The organism is Acetobacter senegalensis, from assembly GCF_001580995.1.
GTDB classification, from domain to species: Bacteria; Pseudomonadota; Alphaproteobacteria; order Acetobacterales; family Acetobacteraceae; genus Acetobacter; species Acetobacter senegalensis.
In genome coordinates this window covers 1-25,689 of record NZ_LHZU01000115.1, presented here as the reverse complement: position 1 = coordinate 25,689, position 25,689 = coordinate 1, and the positions used below count along the sequence as shown (strand labels likewise).

Here is a 25,689-nt window from a genome sequence, read left to right as displayed (position 1 = left end):
TTGATCTGAATCGGTAAAAAAGAAAGAAAGGACAGCAATACTGTCTTTTCATTGCATGGGGTAAGGCGCTACCTGAGGTTCGCTTGTCTGGGGGCGAGGTCTGTCTTGACGCGCCCTTTCTTCGGGAATTGCCGCATGACCACACCGATGCTGAAATTTGTCTCTGTTGCGCAGCAGCAGCCTGAAAAACGGACCGCCCAGAACCGGCGGGCCGATTTTGATGAGATTTATGAAGATTTCAAACCGGTTAAGGCAGCGGAGCAGGCTAGCCGATGCTCTCAGTGCGGCGTGCCGTTCTGTTCCGTGCACTGCCCGCTAGGCAACAATATCCCCGATTGGCTGATGCTGACCGCAAACGGTCGGCTGGAGGAGGCGTATGAGGTCTCTTCCGCCACCAACACGTTTCCTGAAATCTGTGGCCGCATCTGCCCGCAGGATCGCCTGTGTGAAGGCAACTGCGTGATTGAACCCGGTTTTGAAAGCGTGACCATTGGTGCGGTGGAGCGGTACATTACCGATACCGCGTTTGAGAACGGATGGGTCAAGCCCACCCGTCCGCTGCGCGAACGGCCGGAATCCGTTGGCATTGTGGGCGCTGGCCCCGCAGGGCTTGCTGCGGCGGAACGCCTGCGCGCCGTTGGGTATCAGGTGCATGTGTATGATCGGTATGACCGCGTAGGCGGCCTGCTGGTCTATGGTATTCCCGGCTTCAAGCTGGAGAAGGACATTGTCTCTCGCCGCCACAGGCTGCTGGAAGACAGTGGCGTCACCTTCCATCTGGGGCAGGGCGTTGGAGACGCGGAAGGCGAAATCCCGTTTGCGGAGCTGCGCAAGAAGCATGAAGCCCTGCTGATTGCCACTGGCGTGTACAAGGCCCGTGAAATTGGTGGCCCCGGTGCTGGCCTGCCCGGCATTGAACGCGCGCTGGATTATCTGACCGCCTCCAACCGTCGTTCTCTGGGTGATACGTTGCCTGAAGACGCCAAAGGGCTGGATGCCGCAGGCAAGAACGTGGTGGTGCTGGGTGGTGGGGATACCGCCATGGACTGCGTGCGCACCGCCATCCGGCAAGGGGCAAAATCCGTGAAATGCCTCTACCGGCGTGACAAGGCCAATATGCCGGGCTCCGCACGGGAAGTGAAAAATGCGGAAGAGGAAGGTGTGGAGTTTGTCTGGCTGGCCGCCCCGGAAGCGTTTCTGGGTGATGACCATGTGACAGGCGTGCGCGCCACCCGCATGAAGCTGGGCATGGCGGACCCTACGGGCCGTCAGTCCGTTGAGCCGTTGGAAGGCAGTTCTTTCACGCTGGATGCGGATCTGGTCATCACGGCGCTGGGGTTTGATCCGGAACCCCTGCCGCAGTTGTGGGGACAGCCTGATCTGGCAGTTTCGCGCTGGGGTACGCTCAAGGTGCGGCAGGATAGCTTCATGACCACCCTGCCGGGCGTGTTTGCCGCGGGTGATATTGTGCGCGGCGCCAGCCTTGTGGTGTGGGCCATCCGGGATGGGCGGGATGCCGCCGAACGCATTCATAAATGGATTAAAGCAAACGCATCTGCCGATGCCGTGGCGGAGCAGGGGTAATGGATATGGACAAGCTCCCGAACACCGGAATGGGTGAAAGCGCCGAGGCTTTTCTGGAAGCATGGGACAACAACGTTGCCGCGCTTGAAGGGCTGTATGACCCTGCGGATGAACGTGATTCCTGCGGCGTTGGTCTGATTGCCGCCCTTGATGGCAAAAGCCGGCGTGATGTGGTGGAAGCTGGCATTGCGGCGCTGAGTGCCATCTGGCACCGCGGCGCGGTGGATGCTGACGGCAAAACGGGTGACGGCGCAGGGATTCACGTTGAAATTCCGCAGGATTTCTTTGCCGATGCCATCACCAGCACGGGTGATCAGCCTGAAGACGGCACCATTATTGCTGTGGGGCAGGTGTTTCTGCCCAAGACGGACCTGACCGCGCAGGAACAGTGCCGCCAGATTATTGAAACCGAGATTCTGGCGTTTGGTTACGGCATTTACGGCTGGCGTCAGGTGCCGATTGATACGTCCTGCATTGGGGAAAAGGCGAACGCCACCCGGCCGGAAATTGAACAGATCATGATCCGCAATCTGCCCGGCAAGGCGGAAGATGCGTTTGAACGTGATCTGTACGTCATCCGGCGCAAGATCGAGAAAGCAGCCATTGCGGCGCAGGTGGACCTGTATATCTGCTCGCTCTCCTGCCGTTCGATCATCTATAAGGGGATGTTCCTGGCCGAGCATCTGACCGAGTTCTATCCGGATCTTCTGGACAAGCGCTTTGTCAGCCGGTTTGCCATTTATCACCAGCGCTATTCTACAAACACCTTCCCCACATGGAAGCTGGCGCAGCCATTCCGGCGGCTGGCCCATAACGGGGAAATCAACACCATTTCCGGTAACGTCAACTGGATGAAAAGCCATGAAACACGGCTGTCTCATCCAGAGCTTGACCCGTGGATGGAGGATATCAAACCGCTGGTGCAGGCGGGTGGGTCTGATACCGCCATTCTGGATAACGTGTTTGAACTGCTGACCTTCTCCGGGCGGGACGCGCCTGCGGCCAAGGCGCTGATGGTGCCTGCCAGCGTGGGGGGCAATTCCTCCATGAAGCAGTCCCACCGGGACATGTTTGCCTACTGCAACGCCGTGATGGAACCGTGGGATGGCCCCGCCGCCCTGTGCGCCACGGATGGCCGGTGGGTGATCGCCGGGCTGGACCGTTCCGGCCTGCGCCCCCTGCGCTATACCGTAACGGCTGATGGCCTGCTGATTGTGGGGTCTGAAACCGGCATGGTGCGGGTGCCCGAAGCCAATGTGGTCAAGCGTGGCCGCCTTGGGCCGGGTGACGTGATTGGCGTGGACCTGCAAACACCCAAACTGTATGGCAATGAAGAACTGCTGGATCTTCTGGCCGCCCGTCAGGAATTTTCCTCCTGGGTGGGGCGTATCCAGAAAATTGGTTCCATTGTGCGCTCTGATGTGACCGAGCCTGTGAATTATCAGGGCGAGGAACTGCGCCGCCGCCAGTTGGCCGTCGGCACCACGCTGGAAGATCTGGAAACCATCCTGCAGCCCATGGTTGAAAATGGCACGGAAGCCATTGGTTCCATGGGGGATGATACGCCGCTGGCCGTGCTTTCTCCCCGTTATCGGGGTCTGGCGCATTATTTCCGTCAGGGGTTCAGTCAGGTTACCAACCCGCCGATCGACTCCCTGCGGGAATCACGGGTGATGAGCCTTGCCACCCGGTTGGGCAATCTGGGCAATATTCTGGATCAGTCTGCTGACCAGTGTGAAATGCTGCAACTGCCCAGCCCGGTTCTGACCTCTGGCGAGTATGAATCCCTGCGGGCGTTCTGCGGTGCTTCTGGCTGCGTGATTGACTGCACCTTCCCGGTAAAGGATGGCGAGACAGGACTGCGCGAAGCCATTGCCCGTATCCGGCGTGAAGCGGAAGAAGCCGTGCGCGGCGGGTGCACGCATGTGTTCCTGAGTGACGAGAACCAGTCTCCCAGCCGTGCCTATATTCCCATGATTCTGGCCACTGGCGCGGTGCACACGCATCTGGTGCGCACGTCCCTGCGGACTTTCACGTCCCTGAACGTGCGGACCTCCACAGCGCTTGATGTACACGCCATTGCCGTCACGATCGGGGTAGGGGCCACCACGGTTAACCCGTATCTGGCGCAGGAATGTATTGCAGACCGGCACCGTCGGGGCCTGTTTGGCACGTTCAGCCTGCGTGAATGCATGGAACGCTACCGCAAGGCGGTGGACAAGGGTCTGCTCAAGATCATGTCCAAAATGGGCATTTCCATTGTGGCGTCTTACCGTGGCGGGTGCAATTTTGAAGCGGTCGGTCTTTCCCGCGCGCTGACGGCGGAATTCTTCCCCGGCATGCCGTCCCGTATTTCGGGTATCGGCCTCTCCGGTATTGCCCGCAATGTGCTGACCTTCCATGGCGAGGCATGGGATGCCACAACCCTCGCCCTGCCGGTGGGCGGCCTGTATAAAATGCGGCGCAGTGGGGAGCAGCACGCGTTTGATGGCACGCTGATCCATATGCTGCAAACCGCAGTGGCAACGGACAGTTTTACCATCTACAAACGCTATGCGGATGCCGTGCGGGCGCAGCCCCCTGTGGCTCTGCGGGATCTGCTGGACTTCCGTGAAGGGCGTACGCCTATTCCGGTAGATGAAGTGGAAAGCATCACTCTGCTGCGCAAGCGGCTGATTGCGCCTGCCATTTCGCTGGGCGCGCTGAGCCCGGAAGCGCATGAAACGCTCTCCATCGCCATGAACCGCATTGGCGCGAAGTCTGATTCCGGTGAAGGTGGGGAAGACCCGGCACGCGCCAAGCCGCGCCCGAACGGTGATAACGCATCCTCCGCCATCAAGCAGGTGGCATCAGGCCGCTTCGGGGTGACCGCGCAGTATCTGAATGACTGCCGTGAGCTTGAAATCAAGGTGGCGCAGGGTGCTAAACCGGGTGAAGGCGGGCAGCTTCCCGGCTTCAAGGTGACGCAGCTTATTGCCAAGCTGCGCCATGCTACGCCGGGTGTGACGCTGATCTCTCCGCCGCCGCACCACGATATCTATTCCATCGAGGATCTGGCGCAGCTTATCTATGATCTGAAGCAGATCAATCCGGAGGCGACTGTCACCGTCAAGCTGGTGGCGCGGTCTGGCATTGGCACCATTGCCGCAGGTGTGGCCAAGGCGAAAGCTGATGCCATCCTCATTTCCGGTCATTCCGGCGGCACAGGGGCCAGCCCGCAGACATCCGTGAAATATGCGGGCCTGCCGTGGGAACTGGGTCTGGCTGAAGCGCATCAGGTGCTGATGCTCAACCGTCTGCGCCACCGCGTGAAGCTGCGCACGGATGGCGGTATCAAGACCGGGCGTGACGTGGTGATTGCCGCCATGCTGGGGGCCGAGGAGTTTGGTATTGGCACGGCCAGCCTTGTGGCCATGGGCTGCATCATGGTGCGGCAGTGCCACTCCAACACCTGCCCGGTGGGTGTGTGCTCTCAGGATGAAGAACTGCGCAAGAAGTTTGAAGGCACGCCGGAGAAGGTGATCAACCTGTTCTCCTTCATTGCGGAAGATGTGCGCAATATTCTGGCGTCTCTGGGCTTCCGGACCCTGAACGAGGTGATCGGCCGGACCGATCTGCTGCGGCAGGTCTCCCGTGGTGCGGATTATCTGGATGATCTGGATCTGAACTCTCTGCTCTCTCAGGCAGATCCGGGGCCGTTTGCCCGTTACTGCACGCTGGATGGCCGGAACGAGGTGCCGGACACGCTGGATGCGCAGATGATCAGTGATGCCAAGCCGCTGTTTGACCACGGGGAGAAAATGCAACTGCACTACAATGTGCAGAACACGCAGCGCGCCATTGGCACGCGCATGTCCTCTCTGATTGTGCGGCAGTTTGGCATGAAAACGCTGGCGCCGGGCCACCTTACGGTGCGGTTGCGCGGGTCTGCCGGGCAGTCTCTGGGGGCGTTTGCGGTGCAGGGCATCAAGCTGGAAGTGCTGGGCGACGCCAACGATTACGTGGGCAAGGGCCTCTCCGGCGCCACCATCAGCGTGCGGCCGTCTCCGTCCTCGTTGCTGGTGTGCAACCAGAACGCCATTATCGGCAATACCGTGCTGTATGGTGCCACGGCGGGCGAGCTTTACGCCGCAGGCCAGGCCGGTGAGCGCTTTGCCGTGCGTAACTCTGGCGCGGTTGCCGTGATTGAAGGCTGTGGGTCTAACGCCTGTGAATACATGACAGGCGGCACGGTGGTGATCCTTGGGCCTATTGGTGACAATTTTGGCGCGGGCTTTACCGGCGGCATGGCCTTTGTGCTGGATGATGACAACAGCTTTGAACGCAAGGTGAATCCGGAGTCTCTGCTCTGGACGCGCGTTGCACAGGGCGAATGGGCAGATAAACTAAAAGCATTGGTGGAACGCCACGTTGAAGAAACGGGCTCCCCCTACGCCACCATGCTGCTGCACAAGTGGGATGAGGTTCTGCCGCGCTTCTGGCAGATTGTCCCGCAGGATTATGCGCGGATTATCGGCTTTGAGGTGCTGCAGGAAGCGCAGAAACAGTCTGCCTGAACAGGCTGCAAGGCACACTGAACAGGGCAGCCGCAAACGGGCGGGGCAGGGGGCGAAAGCCTTCTCCCCGCCTGTTCTGTTCGCAGTGTGATCCGTCTTGCATTCTGTGGGGTCGCGCGTAGCAAAATTGCGCGTTACAGTGGCCCCATGCAACACATGACGCTTCTCCCCCGTTTTCAGCAGTTTCCGGCTCTGGCCGCTGAAACGGCTGTGTCTTCTCCCGCCTCTGCCGAGGCTCCGGCGCTCCCCCGGTGGGACCTTTCCGCGCTGTATGCCGGGATGGATGATCCCGCCCTGACGCAGGATCTGGCTACGGCTGAAAAGCAGGCCAAAGCCTTTGCTGCCCGGTATCAGGGCAAGCTGGCAGATCTGTCCGGCGCGGATCTGGCCAAAGCCATTGCGGAAGGGGAAGCTATTGAGGAGCTTCTGGGCAAGGCAGGCTCCTACGCCTCCCTGCTGTTTGCCGCCAATTCATCCGATGCAGCCATTAGCCGGTTCAGTCAGTCCATCAATGAAAAACTGACCGATATCTCTGCTTATCTGCTGTTCTTCACCTTGGAACTGAACCGCATTGAAGATGCGGATCTGGAGCAGAAGTTGCAGGACCCCGCACTGGCGCACTGGAAGCCTTTCCTGCGTGACACGCGCCTGTTCCGCCCGCATCAGCTTTCTGATGAGGTGGAAAAGGTGCTGCTGGAAAAATCCGTTACCGGAGCGCAGTCCTGGTCCCGCCTGTTTGATGAGACCATTGCCGCCCTGCGTGTCACGCTGGATGGCGAGGAGGTGACGGTTGGCGATGCGCTGAACCGGCTTTCCGATTCTGACCGCGGTGTGCGTGAACGCGCAGGCAAGGCTGTTGGGGCCGTGTTCGGGGCCAATATTCGCCTGTTTGCGCTGATTACCAACACACTGGCCAAGGATAAGGCTATCTCTGATGGTCTGCGCCATTATGCGCGGCCCACATCCTCCCGCAATCTTTCCAACATGGTGGAAGACGAGGTGGTGGATGCGCTGGTTTCCGCCGTAAGGCAGGATTACCCGCGTCTGGCGCACCGCTATTACGCGCTGAAGGCCAAATGGATGGGGCTGGACAAGCTGGAGCATTGGGACCGCAATGCCCCGCTGCCCGGCTGTGAAGACCGCAAGATCCCGTGGGACGAAGCCAAGCAGATTGTACAGAAAGCCTATGATGGGTTTGATCCGCGCATGGGCAAGGTGATCAACACCTTCCTCACCCATCCGTGGATTGACGTGCCACCTGCACCCGGCAAGTCACCTGGCGCGTTCGCGCACCCCACCGTGCCGTCTGCGCATCCCTTCATTCTGCTCAACTATCATGGCCGCACGCGCGATGTGATGACGCTTGCGCATGAGCTTGGGCATGGCGTGCATCAGGTTCTGGCAGCCAGGCAGGGTTACTTCCTGTCCAACACGCCGCTTACACTGGCTGAAACGGCCAGTGTGTTTGGTGAAATGCTCACCTTCCAGTCCCTGCTGGATGCTGAGCAGGACCCTGCCCGCAAGCGCACCCTGCTGGCGGGCAAGGTGGAAGATATGCTCAACACCGTGGTGCGCCAGATTGCGTTCTACGAATTTGAAACCCGCGTGCATGATGAACGCAAAAGCGGTGAACTGCTGCCCGAACGCATTGGCGAGATCTGGCGGCAGGTGCAGACGGAAAGCCTTGGTCCGGCCTTCAACTTTACTCCGGACTATGATGTGTTCTGGGCGTATATTCCGCACTTCATCCACTCACCGTTCTATGTGTATGCCTACGCGTTTGGGGACTGTCTGGTGAACGCCCTGTATGGTGTGTTCACGGATGGCACTCCGGGCTTTCAGGACAAATATATTGCCATGCTGGAAGCCGGTGGCACGCTGCGCCACAAGGAACTGCTGGCACCCTTCGGGCTTGATGCGTCCGACCCCAATTTCTGGCGCAAGGGGCTGGATGTGATTTCCGGCTTTATTGACCAGTTGGAGCAGGCCTGAGCAATGGCAGAACGTGATCTTGATAACAGCGGCATGTTCGGGGAACTGCGCCGCATGGTGCAGACCACGGGCACGGTAGGCGGCATTGCCGCCCGCATGGCCGGACACAAGATAGGCCTGCGGTCTGGCGGCGCGTCCCACGCGGAAGATCTGAAATCCATGCTGGGGGGGCTGAAAGGCCCGTTGATGAAGGCGGCCCAGCTTCTGTCCACCATTCCCGGTGCCCTGCCGGAGGAATATGCCAAGGAACTGGCCGAACTTCAGGCCAACGCCCCACCTATGGGCTGGAACTTTGTGCGCCGGCGTATGGCAGCGGAACTTGGCCCGGGGTGGGAAAAACATTTCCGCTCCTTCGGGCGGGAAGCAGCGGCGGCTGCCAGTCTGGGGCAGGTGCATCAGGCCGTGCTGACAGACGGCCGTCGCGTGGCGTGCAAGCTGCAATATCCGGACATGAAAGCCGCCGTGGAGTCTGATCTGCGGCAGTTCCGTATGGCCATTGGTGTCTACCACCGGCTGGATAACGCCATCCGGCAGGATGACGTGGTGGAGGAACTGGCCGAACGCCTGCGGGAGGAACTGGACTACACGCGGGAGGCCGCCAACATGCGGCTGTATCGCGCCATTCTGGCCGACTGCCCGGAGATCACGGTTCCTGCGCCGATTGATGAACTTTCCACTCATCGCCTGCTGACCATGGAGTGGGTGAGCGGCCGCAGTCTGAACGCCGCAATTGAAGCTGGACTGACCGAGGAGCAGAAAAAGAAGATTGCCCGCTCCCTGTTCCGCGCATGGTATCTGCCGCTGTATCAATATGGCGTGGTGCATGGTGACCCGCATATGGGCAACTTCACCCTGCGCGATGATTACGGGCTGAACCTGCTGGATTTCGGGGCGATCCGTATTTTCCAGCCGTCCTTCATCAAGGGGAACATTGACCTCTACCGGGCCTTGCAGAGTGGCGATAAAGCCATGGCGACCGAGGCTTATGCCGCCTGGGGCTTTACGAACCTGACGCCTGAAAAGGTGGACGTGCTGAATGAATGGGCGGGCTTCCTGTACGCTCCGCTGATGGACGACCGTGAACGGTTCATTCAAGAAGACAGCAACCCTGTGTTCGGGCGCGAAGTGCTGACAAAAGTGCATGAAGGCCTGCAACGCACGGGCGGCGTCCGCCTGCCGCGCGAATTTGTGCTGGTGGACCGTTCTGCCGTGGGGCTTGGTTCAGTCTTCATGCGCCTGAAGGTGAAGATGAACTGGTATCAACTGTTCCATGAAATCATTGCGGAATTTGATGAGCAGGCCTTGGCTGAACGCCAGAAAGCCGCCGTGGCAGCCGCACGCTTTCCTGAAACGCCGATAACGTAACGGGTTATCTGCCGCAGGAGAGACGGCAAAGGCCCGTGCTCTTTCAGTCTCTCCTGCCAATCGGGTTCTGCCTTCTTCACGCAGGTTGTTTGAAACGTCAGCCAGATCAGCCGGGCCACGTTTCTGGGGGCTGAGTGTGTTGGGCGGGCATTCCAACAACGTTTTATCAAGCCCGCAAATTTTCTGTTTTTCATTCCCCAAAAGCCTGCATTACTTTCCAACCATTGAGTTTTTAACCAGACTCTTATGGGAGGAAGGGCAGGAATATTGGCTCACCCGTAAAAAGAGGGGGACCATATTTCGAGGTGGACTGGGGTGCCCCCATGCGAAATTTGATTCGCTGGTGGTAAGGGTGGCTTACAGGTTTGCCGTGCTGCATTGCCGGGAAGAAAACGGCGTGGCTCATAAAATCCAGTCCGGCCTGATTGAAATAAGGGTTGGTCCCTTTTTCAATGTGGCAGCCATGGGCTTTCCCTTTTTCATCAATGTCGCATCCCACTATCGCCATACCGGTAATGTTCCGTTGCTCCATGAGCGTCGGGTAATAGGGTGGGGGTGTGGCCAGTTTGTTGAGGTGTGGTCCGCGGTTATCATCCACAAAGCCATTATACTGTGTAGGCGGGGGCGGCGCAGGGTGTGGCGTCGGCTGTGTCATCCCCATCACCAGCACATACAGCCCGCAGCATGCCGTTGCGGCGGTCAGTATCCAGCTTTTGGCATTGGGGGCCTCTTCCTGCTTTTGTAACAGCGGGTGCGCGACTGGTTCTGCCGGAGGCGGCCGATGTTTTTGGGTTTCATCAGGGTCAGGCGGGGCAGAAGCCATGAAGCAGCCTCGTCAGGAGAGCGGAGCAAGAGGACAGGCTACCGGCAGAGGCTACCCCGTTTCAATAAAAAGCGTACAGGACCATCCTCACGTTTTCTATAGTTCCGCTTTTGCAAAGGGCACTCCAAAAAACGGTCTGGGTGGGCGAGTGGCTCTTTGTTTTCTATGGGCTGCACCTGATTTCTTGTTTCTTAAATACTCGTGCTTTTCGCAGACCTTTTTTCACGGAAGATAAGGCAGGAGAGTGGGGCTGCCGGTAAAAAGCGGTGGTCCATATTTGGCGAAGGACTGTGCCTGCTCCGGCTTTATGCCGAAAAACAGCCGCATACGAAAATGCCGTGTAACCGGTTTGCCGTGCTCCATGGCAGGAAAGAAAACCGCGCGGGCCATATACTCCATGCCCGCGCGGTTGAAATAAGGATTGGTGCCTCGTTCTATACGGCAGGCATGGGCCTTGCCATCTTCGCCAATATCGCACCCTACAATACTGATGCCGGAAATACCTTTGTCCCTCATTTCTGGTGGAGCGTGCAGGCGTGGTGTCTCTACTCTGTTCAGGACAGGCTTGTGATTGTCATCCAGAAAGGCGTAGCTGCCGGATGATGCGGATGTCTGGGTTGGAGACGTATCGGGCCGATGGGCGATACCCATAACCAGCATATAAAGACCACAACAGGCTGCGGCAGCGCTAACAATCCAGCTTCTGGCATGAACCGCTTTCTTCTGCTTCTGGGGGCGGGCAGAGAGCGCAGGCTGCTCATCCTCCTGCGGAGAACGGCCAAGGGAAGGCGGTGGATCAAAAGGCGCGGGAGCCATCGACAGGCCTCATGCTGGTAAGATGGACGTGAGACTACAGGAAGAGATCAGTATTTTTCAAATGAAAGCATCGTGCCACAGGTATACATATATGAGGATGATGATCTTGCAAGGAAGGTGGCCTTTGTCAGTGAAGGGGAGTGACAGGTTAACTCCAACGTCTGCTTATAGCAGGCGTTTATGATTCAGGTGTGGATTCTTATATCCTGTAAAGAATGTTATTAAAAACGAGCATCTACAATGTGGCTTTCAAGATAAGGCAAAACTTGAGAAAGGAATGGGTGATTTTTCTTGTAAAAGTCTGTTTTTACGTTTGGTCTGTTTAAAATTGACATGATTTCTCGTCCCAGGTCATGGTCGGAAGCGTCTAAGCCTACATGTATGAATGCTTCCGCAGTCTGGCCAGCCCAGCCCTGACCTGTCCAGGTTGTCGGCTTCATTTGAAAGCAATCAAAAAGCATATTCATTTTTAAGAGGGTATCTTTTGATGACGCTTTATTGACTTTCGGCCCAAAGGCTTCTGAAAGTCTGGTTTTAAGAAGGTCATGTGCCAGCTTATGCCGCTCCTTCATTTTTACAATAAATGCATGAGGATAAGATTTTCCATCCCACAGACACTCATAATCATGTACTTCCATCAAGACTTTTCTGGCAGCTGACCCAAGTTGACTTTCCAAGCAAGGTTTAGGCAGAATAGGCCACTCGACATCAGGATCGTCGAAAGCTGGAGCTGCCAATCGGCCGGTTATGAAATAACAGTATTTGTTCATATATATCGAAATAGATCGGGGTTGAATAACCCCTTTGTAAGTATGATAAGGGTTTAATATTTTGCTTGCTGCGGGACGGGCAACAAGCTCAAAATTATTTAAACGAACTGGCCATTTGTCTTCTTTCCATACCCCATTTTTTTGTTTGTAGGCAATGATGCCAAAAGGGGAATCTTGCCTGTGGGCTGTTTTGCGATGCAGTAGAAGAACGGGAGATCTATTCAAGAAATACGAACCATGAAGATCTCTCAGTAAAGTTTTATTTTCGTGAGGCAAGATTTTTCTTGCGCGCAAGAGGTCTCCTACCAGGAAAACTTCGGGATTACTCAAATGGACCTCCTGATTTCTCTTTTGAAGAGACAATAACGTTATGGGATAATATATCGTCTATAGAAATTTTATCCTAAATTTTTCCTCGATAAATAGAAAAAATTTCATTGTTGTTAGGAATATGTATAGTCTGTGGGTAGCGTATTCTGCTTATAGAGATAACCTTCCCTATGAGGCGTAAGTCTGATTGATAGAGGTAGAAACACGTTTTTAATAATATTGTAACAAAAATATATAATATTTTTCGCGCTAGAAAAATTTTACTATTTCAACTGCTAAATATTTTTACATGCTTCTACACGATGTGTTAGAAAATTTTCTTTGCGCCTTATTTAATATACGAATCATTTTTTGGGGAGCCCGAATAGAACGGGAGAGCGCAGATAATGGCAATAGATATGATTGATTCTGATCTGGCTATAACACGCATGGTTCTTTTTGAAGTCGGTCAACTCGAACGCCCTTTGGTTCGGTGGATGGCTGAAATGAAACAGGTTGACCCGCGGGTTTTTGATAAGCTCCAACAAGCCTGGCTTGAGCGTTATGAGCAGAAAATATCCTCGTGCTATAAGATAACCCAACAGCCTTTATTGCAGAATGTAACGTTGGCGCACATGCCACTGGCTGCAGCCATGATGCCGGAATTGCTCAATAGACAGAGTCTGCCTCGGCCGCCTGCATGGTATAGAAGTTTTGCGCGTAAGTATCAGACAAATGCGCTTGGTTTCATAACATCAAGTTTTTTGCCAAAACCCGTCCGAAGGTCGGATGGCTCATATTATAATAGAACGCCAAACAACCTGCGTGAGTATTTCTACAGTTTCAGTGATTCAGGTACGAGCCTGCCTGATGAAAAATGGTTTGATCAGGCGTTGCAGGATTGTGAGAAGATGGAACGGGATATACCACATCTTCTCTGGTTGGCGCGTGAAATGGTTTTGCGGGAGGATGCCGCAAGTTCCACAGAGTCAATGGATTCACGGTTGGAGCTTTTCCAGGTTCCAGAAGCCCCTCAACCATCGTTAAAAACGCTTGCACGTTATAAAGAGCATCTCGCAAAACCAGAGGGGATAAAAGATCTTGAATTTGCAAGATCGTTTGTTCGAGAAGCTTTTGAGTCTTCAGAAAAGATATTAACCTCTTGGCACTTGTTGAAACAGCCATCCCTTTATCGGGCTGCTATTTTGCCAAGATTTGTTCGGTTGGTTACAGGAGCAGTTTCCAGAACACAGTCTGTTCGGAAGGTTGCTGAAGCATTTCTTCTCTCCCCTTCGCTTTATTCATTTCGTTTTGGTGGTGGCGAAAATAACGGCATAATGAGGTTAGGGCGTCAAAAGGGATTGCGCTATAAAAATCCACCTCCCGTCAAATCTGTAAAGCCAGATTGTCATCCATGTTCCTCTTCATTGTCATCCCCGACAATTTCCTCTGATATCATAGCAGGTTGTTTGTGGATGATCGCCGCTGCTGCGGATGCTGTGGATCTTGAATGGCTTCTTCCAGCCTGTAAAAAGGCTTTGGCCGCGGAAGATGTGGCTATTTTCAATCGTCTGGTTGCAACGGTAGGCCTGATTGGAACACCCGACGCCATTCGGGGAATGGTCCGCTTACGCGCGCGTGTCAGGCATGCCACAATGTTCAATGCTCTGGAAAGATCTTTGGCAAAAGCGGCCGCAGCTTCAGGGCTTACGACAGTTGAGGCGGAAGAACTTCTTGCTCAGGAATACGAACTCGATTCAACAAGTTGTCATCGGTTGAACTTGCCGGACGGTTACGCGGCCGTCCTCTCGATTACTGGTTCCGGTCAGGGTTCGATTTATTATGAGGGGGAAAAGGGAGATCGCATTTCAAAACTGCCTCCATTTGTCCTTGAACAAGAAAAATGCAAGGCGCTTCTGAAAAGTATGCGGTCAGATGCCAAGGCAATTTCGGCGGATATGCTGGTGCATCGTTACAGGTTGGAGCGTTCATGGCTGACCGGCCAAACCTGGACTTTGAGGGCGTTTATCGAAAGATGGTTAATCCACCCGCTTCTTGGTTGGCTGGCGCGTCGGCAGATATGGCTTGTTGCTGAACCGGGAGGTTCTATTAGAACATGTCTGTTTGGAAAGGAGGCGACCACAGTATATGATCCAGATGGTAATAAAGCGCCTCCGCTTCATCCCGATACTCTTCTTAGCTTGTGGCACCTACTTCAAAAATGAGCGATGACTGCAAGGGGAGTGTTGTTGCACGGTGGCGGGAGACACTGGAGCGTTTGGATATCCGGCAACCTATCCGTCAAGTATGGCGTGAGACCTACACAATAACCCAAGCGGAGCGAGAAAGCTCTCCTTCCTCCTACCGTTATGCACAACGTATTCTTGGTCAGGCTCAGGTAATAGAAATTGGGCGTAAACGCGGGTGGCGCATCCGAACCCTTACCGCGCATATTCCATCCAGCGAGGGTGCACCGTGGTCGCTAATCATACCGGCGCATGGCATTTATGCGGAATTCCGTACTGGAGGAGTAGGGTATAATGACCTCGGTCGATCTGCTCCGGCTTTTACGCATATCATGACTGATCGAGTAAGGTTCTGTATTCTTAAAGATCGGGGAGACTGGCGATTTGATGGAGGGCGAAAGCTGACGCCCATGAAAAAACCAGTTCGGCTGGCAGATATAGATCAGATCGTATTTTCGGAAGTTATGCGAGATCTGGATCTTATGGTGAGTGTTGCCGCAAGTAACCTGAAGTTTGATGCATCTTCTATTCAGGCTGTGCCAGAACTAGGAAAATGGAGACGCCAGCAGGGTTTGTCAGATATAGCATTGCCAGATGAACCCCATTATGGTGGGCTGGCCCAAAGCAGGCGGCAGATTATCGAAGCTCTGCTGCCTTCTTTACAAGAAAAGGGGGCTGTAACACTGGACGAGCGGCATGTTATCGTTACCGGTAGGCTTCACCAGTACCGTATTCATCTTGGAAGCGGTGAAGTCATTATGGTCCCTCAGTATCGCCACCTCACATTAGAAACACTCTCGCACTCGACACGTGAAGAAGATATTGGTGATTATCAGCCTCTATATGATGACGATATCCTGAATTCCATTCTCTATCGGATCGCCTTGTTGCAAAAAGACCATAAGATTAGAGATAAAAATATTTTAGAACAACTTCGTGACGAATGAAAAATATAAACTATTTTTCTCATCGTGTCATAAAATTTGTGATGATATCAGTCAGCTTTCCAAACGGGGGCTGGAGGAGGGTTGCAGCGTTGAAGCGGCCCTGTTTGTAAATGCCGCGTGGGTGGGTGAGGGCCATGAAGCCTTCCTTTCCGTGATAGGCTCCAATGCCGCTTTCTCCCACGCCGCCAAAGGGCAGATCTTCCTGAGCGTAATGCAGCAATGTGCCATTGACCGTGACATTTCCTGAAATGGTATATTTCAGAACCCTGTTGAGTTCATGGCGTTTTTTCCCAAAATAATACAGTGCCAGCGGGCGAGGGCGTTCGTTGATGAAGGCGATGGCTTCATCGGGATGCCAGTATGTCAGAACAGGTAGGACAGGCCCGAAAATTTCTTCCTGCATGACGGCCATTTCGGGTGTTGCGTCCAGCACAAGAACGGGGGCGAGGAGATGATCGGCAGGTGAATCATCTCCCAGCCGGATAACACGCGCCTTAAGCGTTGTGGCGTCCTGAATCAGGCGGTTCAGCCGTTCATAATGATGCTGGTTAAGGATGGCTGTATAATCGGGAGATCCTGCATAACCCTGCGGATAAAGCTTTGTAGCGGCCTCCTGAAAGGCTGCGGCAAAAGCGTCCTGATCCGCTTTATGGACCAGCACATAATCCGGTGCGATGCAGGTTTGTCCGGCATTGGTCAGTTTGCCATAGGCGACACGCTCCGCCATGTCCTTCATGGAAAAAGCGGGTTCTATAATCACGGGAGATTTGCCGCCCAGTTCAAGTGTAACCGGGGTCAGGTTGCGGGCCGCTGCCGCGGCAACCTTCTTGCCAACTGCCGTGCTGCCAGTGAACAGGATATGATCAAAGGGCAAAGCCGAGAATGCAGCCCCCACCTCGGCATCTCCCGTGACCACGGAAACCTGATCTGGTGGGAAGATAGCCTGAATGATTTTTTCGATAACTGCCGATGTAGTCGGCGTAAGTTCCGAAGGCTTGAGCATGACGCGGTTGCCGGCGGCAAGTGCCGTAGCCAGAGGAACAAGGGCGAGAGAGAGCGGATAATTCCACGGTGCGATAATGCCCACCACCCCAAGCGGCTGACGGATGACCCATGCGCGGCCACATTGGAAATAGGGTGCGACATGCCGACGTTCCGGCTTCATCCAGTGCCTTAGATTTCGGATGAGATAGGTGATTGAATGCAGCAGAGGGATCAGCTCCACAATGGCGCTTTCCCGCACGGAGCGATGCCCAAAATCCGTATTCAGCGCCTGAAGAATCTCTACTTTGTGCTTCAGAATTTCCGCTTTCAGACGGCGCAGATCGGCGCGTCTCTGCTCCAGCCCTGGCGGTCCATCATTGAGGAAGGCAGCCCGCTGGCGGTCGAGAATGCGGGAGAGATCAGATGGCTGCGCAGGCGTTGAAACAGTATCGGACATTGCGCCCTCCATGTTTACAGGAGAAACTTATCTTGGCAGGATATGAAGCAGAACGATTGAGTGTCAATGAAAGTTTCTTGTGTAAACATGGACCTCACGAATGAGTGACATAAAAGAGCGCCCTTATCATCATGGTGATCTGCGCCGCGCATTGATTGAGACAGCGCTTGCCATGCTGGCTACGGATCAGAACTGGGCCTTCACATTGCGGGAGGTGGCGCGGCGCACGGGGGTGAGCCATGCTGCACCCTACAAGCACTTTCGTGACAAAGAGGTTCTGCTGCGTGAACTGGCGCGAATTGGTTTTGAACGGCTAGGGCAGGCCATGGCCGAGGCAACGGCTTCCGCCCGTGGGGCCATGCGTGGGAAATTTGTTGCGGGTGCGCAGGCGTGCATTGAGTTCGCTCTCCATAACCGCGGTCTGTATCGTCTGATGTTCAGTTCCGATGCGGACAAGGCAGCGGACCCCAACTTGCATGACGCCGCTATGAACACATTCGGGATTCTTCTGTGCCTGTTGGAAGAGGGGCAACGGAGCGGGAGTTTCCGTCCGGTTGCTATCAATGCACTGGCGGCAGCAAGCTGGGCACAGGTGCATGGTCTGGCCATGCTGGTCATCAATGGTCAGCTTCTTGAAGAGAAGGTTGGACCGGAGCCGATCCGTGCCGCGCTGGACGTGCTGCTGGATGGCGTGTGTTGCGGAGATTGAGTGGTTCTGCGGCTCCTTCTAACCCGTCTCTTTCAAAGTGACTTCTGTTGCGCTGCGTGGCCGAAATTTTCTCCACGCTTAATGGTCAACTGGTGCCCAATGGACTGGCGCGTGCGCTGGAAATCCCTACGGCATATATGCGTCCCATTGGCGAGGCGCTTGCTTCGCGTGAGGCACGTTTCCTCAGATGATGGCCAGCGTGGCTGCGTGTTCACAGGTCGTTCTTGTGAGGCCACCTAGTCTCGCACAAGTGACGGGGTGAAGGGAGCGGCGGCACGGAACGGCGGGGGACGCTGAACCCGGTAGACCATGGCGCGTTATCATCCATGAAGGGGCTGGTTTGATCAGCCCCACCAGTCTTTAGGAGAGCATCCATGGGTGAGTTTTCTGACAAAGTAAAAGGTGCCGCTGACAAGGTTGTGGGCTCTGTGAAGGAAGGTGTTGGGAAAGTGACCAACGACAAGGAGCTTGAAATCAAGGGCAAAGCGCAGAAGCTCAAAGGCGAGGCTGAAAACGCCAAAGGCACCGTCAAAGGGAAAATCAACGATCTCTGAGTGATCTCATCAGAGAATGTTGAGGAAAGAGCGCTCCGTAAGGGCGCTCTTTTTTTGTGGGGGAGAGGCTTCTCTTTCGGGGGTATTTATCTGCTGATGAGGCGCACTGTTGGCTTGCTTGCCACGCGCATAAGCCTCAGCGGATCGCCCTGTCGCCCTGTCGCCCTGTCGCCCTGTCGCCCTGTCGCCCTGTCGCCCTATCCCACAATAGGGGGAAGATCAGGGCGTTTCCGCTGGCGTTGGTGGCAGGAGGTGCGTGTCCGGGCACAGTAGCAAACCGTATCCTCCTTTTTCAGGCAGGGTACGGTTTGGTGATATTGGGGCTTAGTAGGCCTGATAGTCCACTTTTTTCAGGTGTGTTTCATTGTAATCCAGTTGGTCCTTGGTCAACTGGAAGCCCACTTCAAAGCGGTAGTCGGATTCCGTGTTCTTGGGGGGAATGGGCAGATCAACCGTCACCACATGCGTATCTGTGGTGTAACTGGACAGATTGGCCGGGAACTGGAACGTGTGGTGGAACACGTGCTTGTTTACAATTTTATCGCCATGCACCACGGCAATGAACCACGGCAGGGTGACCGTGCCGTCATGCGCGGCCATGCCACGGCTGACCACAAACCGCAGCGCGATTCGGGTTTGCAGGTCCTTGCGGCCTGCGGCCAGACAATCACCCTGCAACTTCAGAATGCTGGCACGCGTGACCAGATGCGGGAAGGTGAAGGTTTTGCCTTCATACTGGTAGTAATCCGCCGCTTCGGGGGGGATATGGGTCAGCGGGCAGCTGGGCGCGAATGAGACGGACTGGCTTTCTTCATCTCCACATCCGGCCAGTGCGGTCAGCAGGCCAAGTGCCACAAAGCCGGACAGCGCAACGCGCGGTAGCAGGCGGTGTGGGTGGGAAAGGTCATGCGGCATGTGCGAATCCGGGCTCATCAGTTAAAGGGTTGAACAGGCAGAAAACAGGACCAAAAAAGGACTAAAGACAGACACACCTATCAAACGTGGGGCTCCGATGCCCGAAAACGGCTTGCATCCGCCCCGCGCTTTGCGTAGGCCATGCGCACGGTTACCGTGCCTTCTCCGGGTTTCGGGCATAGCCTTTTTTCAATATGCTTTGTCATAGCCACTTCTTCTATACCGTCCGCCGCAAGTTTGGGGAACACCATGCCCGATCAAACTCAAACCCTTGCCACAGCAGAGACCGCCACGGCCTCTCATGGCAAATCTCTTAAAGTGCTTCTGGCTGGCCCGCGCGGGTTCTGCGCCGGGGTCGATCGCGCCATCCGTGTGGTTGAGGAAGCCATCCGCCGTTATGGCGCGCCGGTGTATGTCCGGCATGAAATTGTTCACAACCGTACGGTGGTGGAAGAGCTGGAAGCCCAGGGCGCCATTTTTGTGGAGGAACTGGATGAGGTTCCGCCCGATGGCCATGTTGTGTTCTCCGCCCATGGTGTGCCCAAGACCGTTCCGGCTGAAGCCGAGCGCCGCAATCTGCTGTATCTGGATGCCACATGTCCGCTGGTGTCCAAGGTGCATCGTGAAGCCGAGCGCCACTTTGCCGGTGGTGGCCCGGAAAGCCGCCATATTCTGATGATCGGCCATGCGGGCCACCCGGAAGTGGTGGGCACCATGGGCCAGTTGCCGCCGGGTGCCGTGACGCTGATCAATGATGCGGATGAAGCCCGCAGCGTGCAGCCTGCTGATCCTTCCCGTCTGGCCTTTATCACCCAGACCACCCTTTCCGTTGATGATACGGCGGAAATTGTGGATATCCTGCGTGAGCGGTTCCCGCTGATTGAAGGCCCCCGGCGTGAGGATATCTGCTACGCCACCACCAACCGCCAGGAAGCCGTGAAGGCCATTGCGCCGGAATGTGATCTGGTGATCGTAATCGGCTCTCCCAACTCCTCCAACTCTCAGCGGTTGCGGGAAGTGGCGGAACGTTCTGGCGCTACCCGTGCGCTGCTGGTGCCGCGCCTGAATGCGCTGGACTGGTCCGTGCTGGAAGGTGTGGACACGCTGGGCATTACGGCCGGGGCTTCCGCGCCGGAAGCGCTGGTGCAGGAAATGGTGGCGGAACTGGCCAAGCGGTACACGCTGTGCATTGATGAACGCACGGTGAAGGAAGAAAACGTGACCTTCCGTCTGCCGGCCCCGCTCGGTTAAAAAGAGGCTGCTGCTGCTATATGGCCGTTTACACGGATGTGAGTGACGAGGCGCTTGAGGCGTTTCTTGCTGACTATGCCATCGGGGGGCTGGTTGCCTTCCGTGGCATTGCCGAAGGGGTGGAAAACAGCAACTTTCAACTGCGCACCACACAGGGGGATTTTATTCTCACCCTGTATGAAAAGCGGGTGAATGTGCGTGAACTCCCCTGGTTTCTCGGCCTGATGCAGCATCTGGCGGTGCAGGGGGTGACCTGCCCGCAGCCTGTGGCAGATAAAACAGGCGCCACGCTGAAAACACTGGCGGGCCGTCCTGCCGCCATTACCACTTTTCTGCCCGGCGTGTGGCCCCGTAAGGTCCGCCCCTGCCATTGTCGCCCATTGGGGCGGGCGCTGGCCCAACTGCATGAGGCCGGACGCAGCTACGCTCCCGTGCGGCACAACAGCCTTGGGCCTGCGGCGTGGCAGCCGCTGCTGAATTCCTGCCGCAGTGGAGCAGAAACCGTTCAGCGGGGGCTGGAAGCAGAGCTTGATGCCGCTTTTGCCCATATTCTGCCCCTCTGGCCGGGCCGTGACGGCAACCCGGACCTGCCGCGCGGGCAGATTCATGCTGATCTGTTCCCGGATAACGTGTTCTTTCTGCATGATAGCGTTTCCGGCCTGATTGATTTCTATTTCGCCTGCACTGATATTCTGGCCTACGATATTGCCATCTGCCTGAACGCCTGGTGCTTTGATGTGGATGGCTCCTTTAACGTGACGTTTGCCCGCCAGCTTTTGCAGGGATATCAGGATATTCGGCCGTTAAGCGCGCCGGAACTTGCGGCCCTGCCTGTTCTGGCCCGGGGTGCCGCCATGCGCTTTTTGCTGACGCGGCTGTACGACTGGATCAATACCCCAGCGGATGCGCTGGTAACCCCCAAAGACCCGCTGGATTACCTCAAGCGGCTACGCTTCCATCTGGCGACGGAGAATGTGGATGGATATGGCGTCTGAAAACGCACCGGCAAATGCGCCAGAAGCCACGCAAGATGTGGTGGAAATCTGGACCGATGGCGGATGCCGCCCGAACCCAGGCCCTGGCGGCTGGGGTGTGCTGCTGCGCTTCAAGGGCACGGAGCGGGAGCTTTCAGGCGGGGAGGCGGAAACCACCAACAACCGTATGGAACTGACCGCCGCGGCCGAGGCGCTGGAAGCGTTGAAGCGCCCCTGTGTGGTGCGCCTGCATACGGATAGCGAATATGTGCGCAACGGCATTACCCGCTGGCACACGGGCTGGGTGCGTCGCAACTGGCGCAATGCTTCGGGTGATCCGGTTGCCAATATGGATTTATGGCGCAGGCTGCTGGATGCTGCCAAACAGCATGATGTGTCCTGGCACTGGGTGAAAGGCCATTCCGGCGTGCCGGAAAACGAGCGTGTGGACGTTCTGGCGACGGAAGCCCGCAAGCTGATTGAAGAAACGCTCTCCTGAAAGTCTGAAAGACAGCGTGAAGCGTCTTTCAGGGGAGTATGAAGCGGGTCCTTTTGCGGCTGAACTCATTGGAATTTCGTTCAGCCAGACCTGCAGCATCTGATCAAATCCGCCTTTTCAGACTCGAAATCCCCTCGCGGTTCTGACGCGCTGATTGTCCATATGGCCTTTAAAGCTGGCTTGCTGTCGCTGATGGTGCGGGTACTATCTGCGTGACCTTGAACCCTTCCTTGCGCAGCAGCGCGGGCAGGCCGTTAGGGCCGCTCATATGCAGGGCACCGACCGCCACAAACAGCTTATGGCTGCTGGTGTGCATCTGGATGATCTTCTTTGCCATTTCTATATTGCGGTCATCCAGCATGGCTTTGGTGTGGGCTTTTTCCTGCGTGGTCTTCAAGCAGTCACACCACTCCCGATAATGCTCAAGTTTGTTCAGGTCACTGTTGGCCCACATGGTGGCTATGGCCAATAGCTCCTTACGGCCTGTATCAGAGCTGAGATCATGCAGGGCGTCATCAATCAGGGCATCTTCTTCTGCTGCGGTGGTCCCAATCAGTAACTGCCGCTGGGCCGTGGCTGTTTCAAGCGGCACAATGGGTTTGTGTACGGAACGGGCATATCCCTGTATGACGGAATCAATGGCGTAATCAGGATAAATCCCATCCTTGCGGCCACTGAGGGAAACAAGAGCGGCAGCTTCCATTCCTGTGGCAAGCGCATCAAACGCATGAGGCGGCAGGCATTGCTGTGCGGCAATCTCATCCAGCCGGGCCTTGCGGTGTGTTTCAACAAGATGCTGAAGGCGGGCAGGGTCTTCTTTATCGCGTAATACCTGCAAGGTGGCGGGATCAGACAGGGAGAGCTCCACGGCAATGGTGTCGCTCCGGCGGAGGGCTGCCCGTATGAGGGGGCCGGGAAAGGCCCAGTTCAGCTTGGCCGCATGTATGGTGCCATACAACCATGAGGAATGACCGTCGCTGGTCACCTGCCATAAAAACCCCCGGTCTGTGGCCGTGCGGGCAATGTCCTTGAGTTCTGGAGCAGAGGGCATGTGCGCAGCGACAGGGCAGGAGGATGATGCGGCTGGCGGTGGTGTGGCGGCTTGTCCCCATGCTGCGGAGAAATGAAGGCCCATGCCGGTGCTGAAAAGGGTGGTGACTGAAAGAACGGCTGTAATCACGGTGCGCTTTGAAAGGGATCTCATAAAAAACCTATTCTGGCTCAGAGATAAGGACACTGTTGAGTGTGTATCCTGTTGAAATACCAGATGCGCGAAAGAACTGTGTGAAAACTTTTTTTATGCCTCTGCCTCTGCCTCTGCCTCGTGTGTGTTGGAGGCAGAGACGACTAACAGGCTGTTTGGGCTAACGCTCTTTGCGGCGGGTTCTGCCTGTTGGCATCCGTTCCTGCATGTGCAGGCCGCTTCTCAGCGGTCTGTCAGGCGGAATTCAATACGGCGGTTACGGGCGTAGGCTTCTGGCGTGTTCTGGGCGTCGAGCGGCTGGTAGTCCGCAAAGCCGGTGGCCGCCAGACGGTGCGGGTCAATCCCTTCCGCCACCAGCAGCTTGACCACGGTAATGGCGCGCGCACTTGAAAGCTCCCAGTTGCTGGGGAAGGCAGTGTGAATGGGCTGCCGGTCTGCATGGCCATCCACGCGCAGAATCCATGGGATATCGGCAGGGATATGGGCTGTCACCTCTTTGAGCGTATGCGCCAGCGTGGTGATTTCCTTCCTGCCCTCAGCAGAAAGATCAGCACTGCCAACGGGAAAGAGCACCTCGCTCTGGAAGACAAAGCGGTCTCCCACCACATGCACGCCCTTCTGGTTGTGCAGGATATCCCGCAGGCGGCCAAAAAATTCCGAGCGATAGCGGCTGAGTTCCGTCACCTTGTTCGCCAGTGCCGTATTCAGTTTCGCGGCCAGATCCGTAATTTTGGCATCACGCGCCTGCACGTTTTTTTGCGAGACATCAAGCGCCTCACCCAAGACGGCCAGGCGGGCGTTGAGGTCTGTCAGCGTATCATCCAACTGGGTGATGCGTGCCTGATCGGCCACGGTCAGGGCCGTGGCGGCATCGGCTGTTTTTTTGGCGGTTTCAATGGCGGCGGCATCGGTGGCCAGGGCCGAGGCATCTTTCTGGTGCTGGGTTTGCAGGCCAGTTACGGTATCGCTCAGTGCATGGTTGCGGGCGTGTTCCGTATCAAGCTGGCGTGAGAGTTCGGCTGCCTGTCCCTCCAGCTTTTCCAGCACATGCTCACGCCGGTTGAGCGCCGCGGAGAGCAGGGTCTGCCCCATCACGAACACCAGCAGCACAAAAATAACCACCATCAGCAGGGTGGAAAGGGCATCCACATAACCGGGCCATGCATCCAGCCCGGCATGCAGTTTTCTGCGGCGGCGGGCCATGGTCAGGGTGCTTTCGGGGTATGAGGCGCGTTATCGGCCGCGGCTGCAATGGTGCGGGCCAGTACGCGCAGATCATTCCGCAAATCCGCCGTCATGCGGGTGCGGCCTTCCTCTGAAGTCTGCACCAGTATTTGCAGCAGGCGCTCAATATTGTGCAGGGTCTCCGTCTGGGTGGCCGTGCCTTCCAGCCGGTCAGACAGTTTGCTTAGAACAGCGCTTTCCTTCTCGCGCCGGGCTTCACTCACCCGCACCAGATTTTGCAGGGATTCCAGATTTTCCGCTGTCTGTTCAAGCAGGGCCTGAATATAGGCGGGAATGGGCGCACCGCCCTCCGTGGCTGGGGCCGATGCGGAGCCCGTCGCGCCAAAGCGGGTCTGTTCGGCCAGCCATTCTTCCAGTTCGTTGAAAAAGCGGTTCTGGGCCTGTCCTGCCGTCAGGTCCAGAAACCCAAGCACCAATGCACTCGCCAACCCGAACAGAGAGCCTGAAAACGCCGTGCTCATGCCGTGCAGCGGTTTGGCCAGCCCGGTTTTAAGCTGCCCGAACATGGCATCCAGATCCCCGCTGCCAACGGACATGCCCGCAATCACATCTGCAATGGCGGCCACGGTCAGCAGCAGGCCATAGAAGGTGCCCAAAAGGCCCAGAAAGATCAGCAGGCCCGTCATGTAACGGGAGACTTCACGTCCCTCATCCAGCCTGCCGGAGACGGAATCGAGCACGGCCTGCATGGCCGGTGTGGAGAGCGCAATGGGTTGCCCGCGATGATCAGGACGGGAGCCCAACGCTGTGGCCAGTGGCACCAGCAGGCGGGGTGCGGGGGCGGTGGTCAGCCCGGCGCGGGACTGGCGAATGGTTTCCACCCACCGCACTTCCGGCATCAGGCGGCGGACCATCATCATGTTCCAGCCCACGCCCACCGCCAGAATGCCCAGAATCAGGCCGTCAAGCAGAGGGTTGCTGAAGAAGGCATCCCGCAGGGGCCGCCAGAGCGTGGCGGCCACAAGCGCCACGCAGACGAGGAACCCGATCATTCTGAACAGATACTGTGTAGGACGGGTCATGCTCTTCGGTTCCGATTTTTAGAGGGGAATCGTCAGGGGACAGCGTCAGACTGATAAATGTCCATGTAATCCTGCACGCCATCCGGAGCGGGTGTTTTGGGCACACCAATCACACGGAGATAGATGCGGGTGGAGGGCGTGCCGCCATTCATCAGCACGCTGCGGGCCGCCAGACCGCGCGCCAGCGCCATGCGGCGCGGCAGGGAGGGATCATCCGCAGCGCCGGAGCTGTAGACGTCAATCAGTGCGCGGACATGGGGTTTGTCAGACAGACGCTGCCCAAACGCCAGAATGGCCTGATGGGTCTCCGGGTTCAGGGCGGAGGAGCCCGGTGCAAAGGTCAGCCTTACGCCGCCGGGAATAGTGGTGACCGCACCCTTTGCGTTCAGATCAACCGCAGGCTGCGGCGGCACGGGGAAGGGGTGGATCTCGATATCCGGCGGGGCCGGGGTCAGGGTGGGTTCCGG

At 56.4% G+C, this 25,689-nt stretch carries 20 protein-coding genes and 1 pseudogene; 11 read left to right on the top strand and 10 right to left on the bottom strand.

All coding sequences use genetic code 11. From position 1 onward, the window contains the following. Positions 1 to 135 precede the first annotated feature (135 nt). The 4 genes from AD948_RS05400 to AD948_RS05385 all read left to right on the top strand — a co-directional run bounded on the left by AD948_RS05400 (position 136) and on the right by AD948_RS05385 (position 9,497). Positions 136 to 1,584 (top strand): NAD(P)-dependent oxidoreductase, encoded by a 1,449-nt coding sequence (locus tag AD948_RS05400; protein WP_045541598.1) that lies wholly within the window; start codon positions 136 to 138, stop codon positions 1,582 to 1,584. Then, complete coding sequence (gltB, locus tag AD948_RS05395; protein ID WP_061471029.1) at positions 1,584 to 6,140, top strand: glutamate synthase large subunit; 4,557 nt, start codon at positions 1,584 to 1,586, stop codon at positions 6,138 to 6,140. Before AD948_RS05400 ends, gltB begins: the two co-directional genes overlap by 1 nt. A gap of 156 nt (positions 6,141 to 6,296) precedes the next feature. Then, positions 6,297 to 8,132: a M3 family oligoendopeptidase gene (locus AD948_RS05390; RefSeq protein WP_006558311.1), complete on the top strand. Its 1,836-nt coding sequence runs from the start codon at positions 6,297 to 6,299 to the stop codon at positions 8,130 to 8,132. Positions 8,133 to 8,135: 3 nt separating this feature from the next. Then, a complete protein-coding gene (locus AD948_RS05385) occupies positions 8,136 to 9,497 on the top strand; it encodes an ABC1 kinase family protein (RefSeq protein ID WP_006558310.1) in 1,362 nt (453 codons plus the stop codon). Between the two features lie 244 nt (positions 9,498 to 9,741). Here AD948_RS05385 and AD948_RS05380 read toward each other — a convergent pair whose 3' ends face one another. The 3 genes from AD948_RS05380 to AD948_RS18090 all read right to left on the bottom strand — a co-directional run bounded on the left by AD948_RS05380 (position 9,742) and on the right by AD948_RS18090 (position 12,236). Beyond that, a complete protein-coding gene (locus AD948_RS05380) occupies positions 9,742 to 10,320 on the bottom strand; it encodes an energy transducer TonB (RefSeq protein WP_061471028.1) in 579 nt (192 codons plus the stop codon). A 222-nt stretch (positions 10,321 to 10,542) separates the two neighbouring features. Further along, positions 10,543 to 11,136, bottom strand: a complete 594-nt coding sequence (locus tag AD948_RS05375; RefSeq protein WP_061471027.1) for an energy transducer TonB — start codon at positions 11,134 to 11,136, stop codon at positions 10,543 to 10,545. A gap of 221 nt (positions 11,137 to 11,357) precedes the next feature. Beyond that, positions 11,358 to 12,236 (bottom strand): hypothetical protein, encoded by an 879-nt coding sequence (locus AD948_RS18090; RefSeq protein ID WP_156478941.1) that lies wholly within the window; start codon positions 12,234 to 12,236, stop codon positions 11,358 to 11,360. A 398-nt stretch (positions 12,237 to 12,634) separates the two neighbouring features. Here AD948_RS18090 and AD948_RS18845 point away from each other — a divergent pair, with 398 nt between their 5' ends. After that, a complete protein-coding gene (locus tag AD948_RS18845) occupies positions 12,635 to 14,440 on the top strand; it encodes a DUF4132 domain-containing protein (RefSeq protein WP_276325353.1) in 1,806 nt (601 codons plus the stop codon). Then, positions 14,437 to 15,408: a DUF7737 domain-containing protein gene (locus tag AD948_RS18625; protein WP_276325352.1), complete on the top strand. Its 972-nt coding sequence runs from the start codon at positions 14,437 to 14,439 to the stop codon at positions 15,406 to 15,408. Before AD948_RS18845 ends, AD948_RS18625 begins: the two co-directional genes overlap by 4 nt. Before the next feature lie 19 nt (positions 15,409 to 15,427). Here AD948_RS18625 and AD948_RS05360 read toward each other — a convergent pair whose 3' ends face one another. Then, on the bottom strand, positions 15,428 to 16,861 hold the full coding sequence (locus AD948_RS05360) for a coniferyl aldehyde dehydrogenase (RefSeq protein WP_211264439.1): 1,434 nt from the start codon (positions 16,859 to 16,861) through the stop codon (positions 15,428 to 15,430). 88 nt (positions 16,862 to 16,949) lie between these two features. Here AD948_RS05360 and AD948_RS05355 point away from each other — a divergent pair, with 88 nt between their 5' ends. After that, the gene (locus tag AD948_RS05355; protein ID WP_061471024.1) at positions 16,950 to 17,558 is read left to right on the top strand and encodes a TetR/AcrR family transcriptional regulator; all 609 of its coding nucleotides are present in this window, start codon (positions 16,950 to 16,952) and stop codon (positions 17,556 to 17,558) included. 374 nt (positions 17,559 to 17,932) lie between these two features. Further along, positions 17,933 to 18,112, top strand: coding sequence for a CsbD family protein (locus tag AD948_RS05350; RefSeq protein WP_006558300.1), 180 nt, complete (start codon positions 17,933 to 17,935; stop codon positions 18,110 to 18,112). A gap of 324 nt (positions 18,113 to 18,436) precedes the next feature. Here the strand turns inward: AD948_RS05350 and AD948_RS05345 are convergent, their stop codons facing one another. Next, positions 18,437 to 19,027 carry a hypothetical protein gene (locus tag AD948_RS05345; RefSeq protein WP_035382328.1) on the bottom strand — a complete coding sequence of 197 codons (591 nt, stop codon included), beginning with the start codon at positions 19,025 to 19,027 and terminating at the stop codon, positions 18,437 to 18,439. 80 nt (positions 19,028 to 19,107) lie between these two features. Next, the gene (locus AD948_RS18085; RefSeq protein WP_006559973.1) at positions 19,108 to 19,278 is read right to left on the bottom strand and encodes a hypothetical protein; all 171 of its coding nucleotides are present in this window, start codon (positions 19,276 to 19,278) and stop codon (positions 19,108 to 19,110) included. Here AD948_RS18085 and ispH point away from each other — a divergent pair. The 3 genes from ispH to rnhA are packed head-to-tail and all read left to right on the top strand — an operon-like array spanning position 19,277 to position 21,751. Continuing rightward, positions 19,277 to 20,278: a 4-hydroxy-3-methylbut-2-enyl diphosphate reductase gene (ispH, locus tag AD948_RS05340; protein ID WP_006559972.1), complete on the top strand. Its 1,002-nt coding sequence runs from the start codon at positions 19,277 to 19,279 to the stop codon at positions 20,276 to 20,278. The two genes, AD948_RS18085 and ispH, sit on opposite strands and share 2 nt — an antisense overlap. Before the next feature lie 20 nt (positions 20,279 to 20,298). Further along, positions 20,299 to 21,273: a homoserine kinase gene (locus tag AD948_RS05335; RefSeq protein WP_061471023.1), complete on the top strand. Its 975-nt coding sequence runs from the start codon at positions 20,299 to 20,301 to the stop codon at positions 21,271 to 21,273. Beyond that, positions 21,263 to 21,751 carry a ribonuclease HI gene (rnhA, locus tag AD948_RS05330; protein WP_058989083.1) on the top strand — a complete coding sequence of 163 codons (489 nt, stop codon included), beginning with the start codon at positions 21,263 to 21,265 and terminating at the stop codon, positions 21,749 to 21,751. Before AD948_RS05335 ends, rnhA begins: the two co-directional genes overlap by 11 nt. A 169-nt stretch (positions 21,752 to 21,920) precedes the next feature. Here rnhA and AD948_RS05325 read toward each other — a convergent pair whose 3' ends face one another. The 4 genes and pseudogenes from AD948_RS05325 to AD948_RS05310 form a co-directional block, all read right to left on the bottom strand. Continuing rightward, positions 21,921 to 22,955 (bottom strand): TraB/GumN family protein, encoded by a 1,035-nt coding sequence (locus tag AD948_RS05325; protein WP_248845928.1) that lies wholly within the window; start codon positions 22,953 to 22,955, stop codon positions 21,921 to 21,923. 222 nt (positions 22,956 to 23,177) lie between these two features. After that, positions 23,178 to 24,158 carry a peptidoglycan -binding protein gene (locus AD948_RS05320; RefSeq protein WP_061471022.1) on the bottom strand — a complete coding sequence of 327 codons (981 nt, stop codon included), beginning with the start codon at positions 24,156 to 24,158 and terminating at the stop codon, positions 23,178 to 23,180. A gap of 2 nt (positions 24,159 to 24,160) precedes the next feature. After that, positions 24,161 to 25,222 carry a hypothetical protein gene (locus AD948_RS05315; protein WP_006559967.1) on the bottom strand — a complete coding sequence of 354 codons (1,062 nt, stop codon included), beginning with the start codon at positions 25,220 to 25,222 and terminating at the stop codon, positions 24,161 to 24,163. A 32-nt stretch (positions 25,223 to 25,254) separates the two neighbouring features. Further along, positions 25,255 to 25,689 (bottom strand): annotated as a pseudogene (locus AD948_RS05310) (hypothetical protein); the annotation flags it as partial.

What these genes read in the sequence shown, in the direction of transcription:
- AD948_RS05400 (WP_045541598.1), top strand. Translation starts at nt 136, where the DNA reads ATGACCACACCGATGCTGAAATTTGTCTCTGTTGCGCAGCAGCAGCCT.
- gltB (WP_061471029.1), top strand. Translation starts at nt 1,584, where the DNA reads ATGGATATGGACAAGCTCCCGAACACCGGAATGGGTGAAAGCGCCGAG.
- AD948_RS05390 (WP_006558311.1), top strand. Translation starts at nt 6,297, where the DNA reads ATGACGCTTCTCCCCCGTTTTCAGCAGTTTCCGGCTCTGGCCGCTGAA.
- AD948_RS05385 (WP_006558310.1), top strand. Translation starts at nt 8,136, where the DNA reads ATGGCAGAACGTGATCTTGATAACAGCGGCATGTTCGGGGAACTGCGC.
- AD948_RS05380 (WP_061471028.1), bottom strand. Translation starts at nt 10,320, where the DNA reads ATGGCTTCTGCCCCGCCTGACCCTGATGAAACCCAAAAACATCGGCCG.
- AD948_RS05375 (WP_061471027.1), bottom strand. Translation starts at nt 11,136, where the DNA reads ATGGCTCCCGCGCCTTTTGATCCACCGCCTTCCCTTGGCCGTTCTCCG.
- AD948_RS18845 (WP_276325353.1), top strand. Translation starts at nt 12,635, where the DNA reads ATGATTGATTCTGATCTGGCTATAACACGCATGGTTCTTTTTGAAGTC.
- AD948_RS18625 (WP_276325352.1), top strand. Translation starts at nt 14,437, where the DNA reads ATGAGCGATGACTGCAAGGGGAGTGTTGTTGCACGGTGGCGGGAGACA.
- AD948_RS05360 (WP_211264439.1), bottom strand. Translation starts at nt 16,861, where the DNA reads ATGGAGGGCGCAATGTCCGATACTGTTTCAACGCCTGCGCAGCCATCT.
- AD948_RS05355 (WP_061471024.1), top strand. Translation starts at nt 16,950, where the DNA reads ATGAGTGACATAAAAGAGCGCCCTTATCATCATGGTGATCTGCGCCGC.
- AD948_RS05350 (WP_006558300.1), top strand. Translation starts at nt 17,933, where the DNA reads ATGGGTGAGTTTTCTGACAAAGTAAAAGGTGCCGCTGACAAGGTTGTG.
- AD948_RS05345 (WP_035382328.1), bottom strand. Translation starts at nt 19,027, where the DNA reads ATGCCGCATGACCTTTCCCACCCACACCGCCTGCTACCGCGCGTTGCG.
- ispH (WP_006559972.1), top strand. Translation starts at nt 19,277, where the DNA reads ATGCCCGATCAAACTCAAACCCTTGCCACAGCAGAGACCGCCACGGCC.
- AD948_RS18085 (WP_006559973.1), bottom strand. Translation starts at nt 19,278, where the DNA reads ATGGTGTTCCCCAAACTTGCGGCGGACGGTATAGAAGAAGTGGCTATG.
- AD948_RS05335 (WP_061471023.1), top strand. Translation starts at nt 20,299, where the DNA reads ATGGCCGTTTACACGGATGTGAGTGACGAGGCGCTTGAGGCGTTTCTT.
- rnhA (WP_058989083.1), top strand. Translation starts at nt 21,263, where the DNA reads ATGGCGTCTGAAAACGCACCGGCAAATGCGCCAGAAGCCACGCAAGAT.
- AD948_RS05325 (WP_248845928.1), bottom strand. Translation starts at nt 22,955, where the DNA reads ATGAGATCCCTTTCAAAGCGCACCGTGATTACAGCCGTTCTTTCAGTC.
- AD948_RS05320 (WP_061471022.1), bottom strand. Translation starts at nt 24,158, where the DNA reads ATGGCCCGCCGCCGCAGAAAACTGCATGCCGGGCTGGATGCATGGCCC.
- AD948_RS05315 (WP_006559967.1), bottom strand. Translation starts at nt 25,222, where the DNA reads ATGACCCGTCCTACACAGTATCTGTTCAGAATGATCGGGTTCCTCGTC.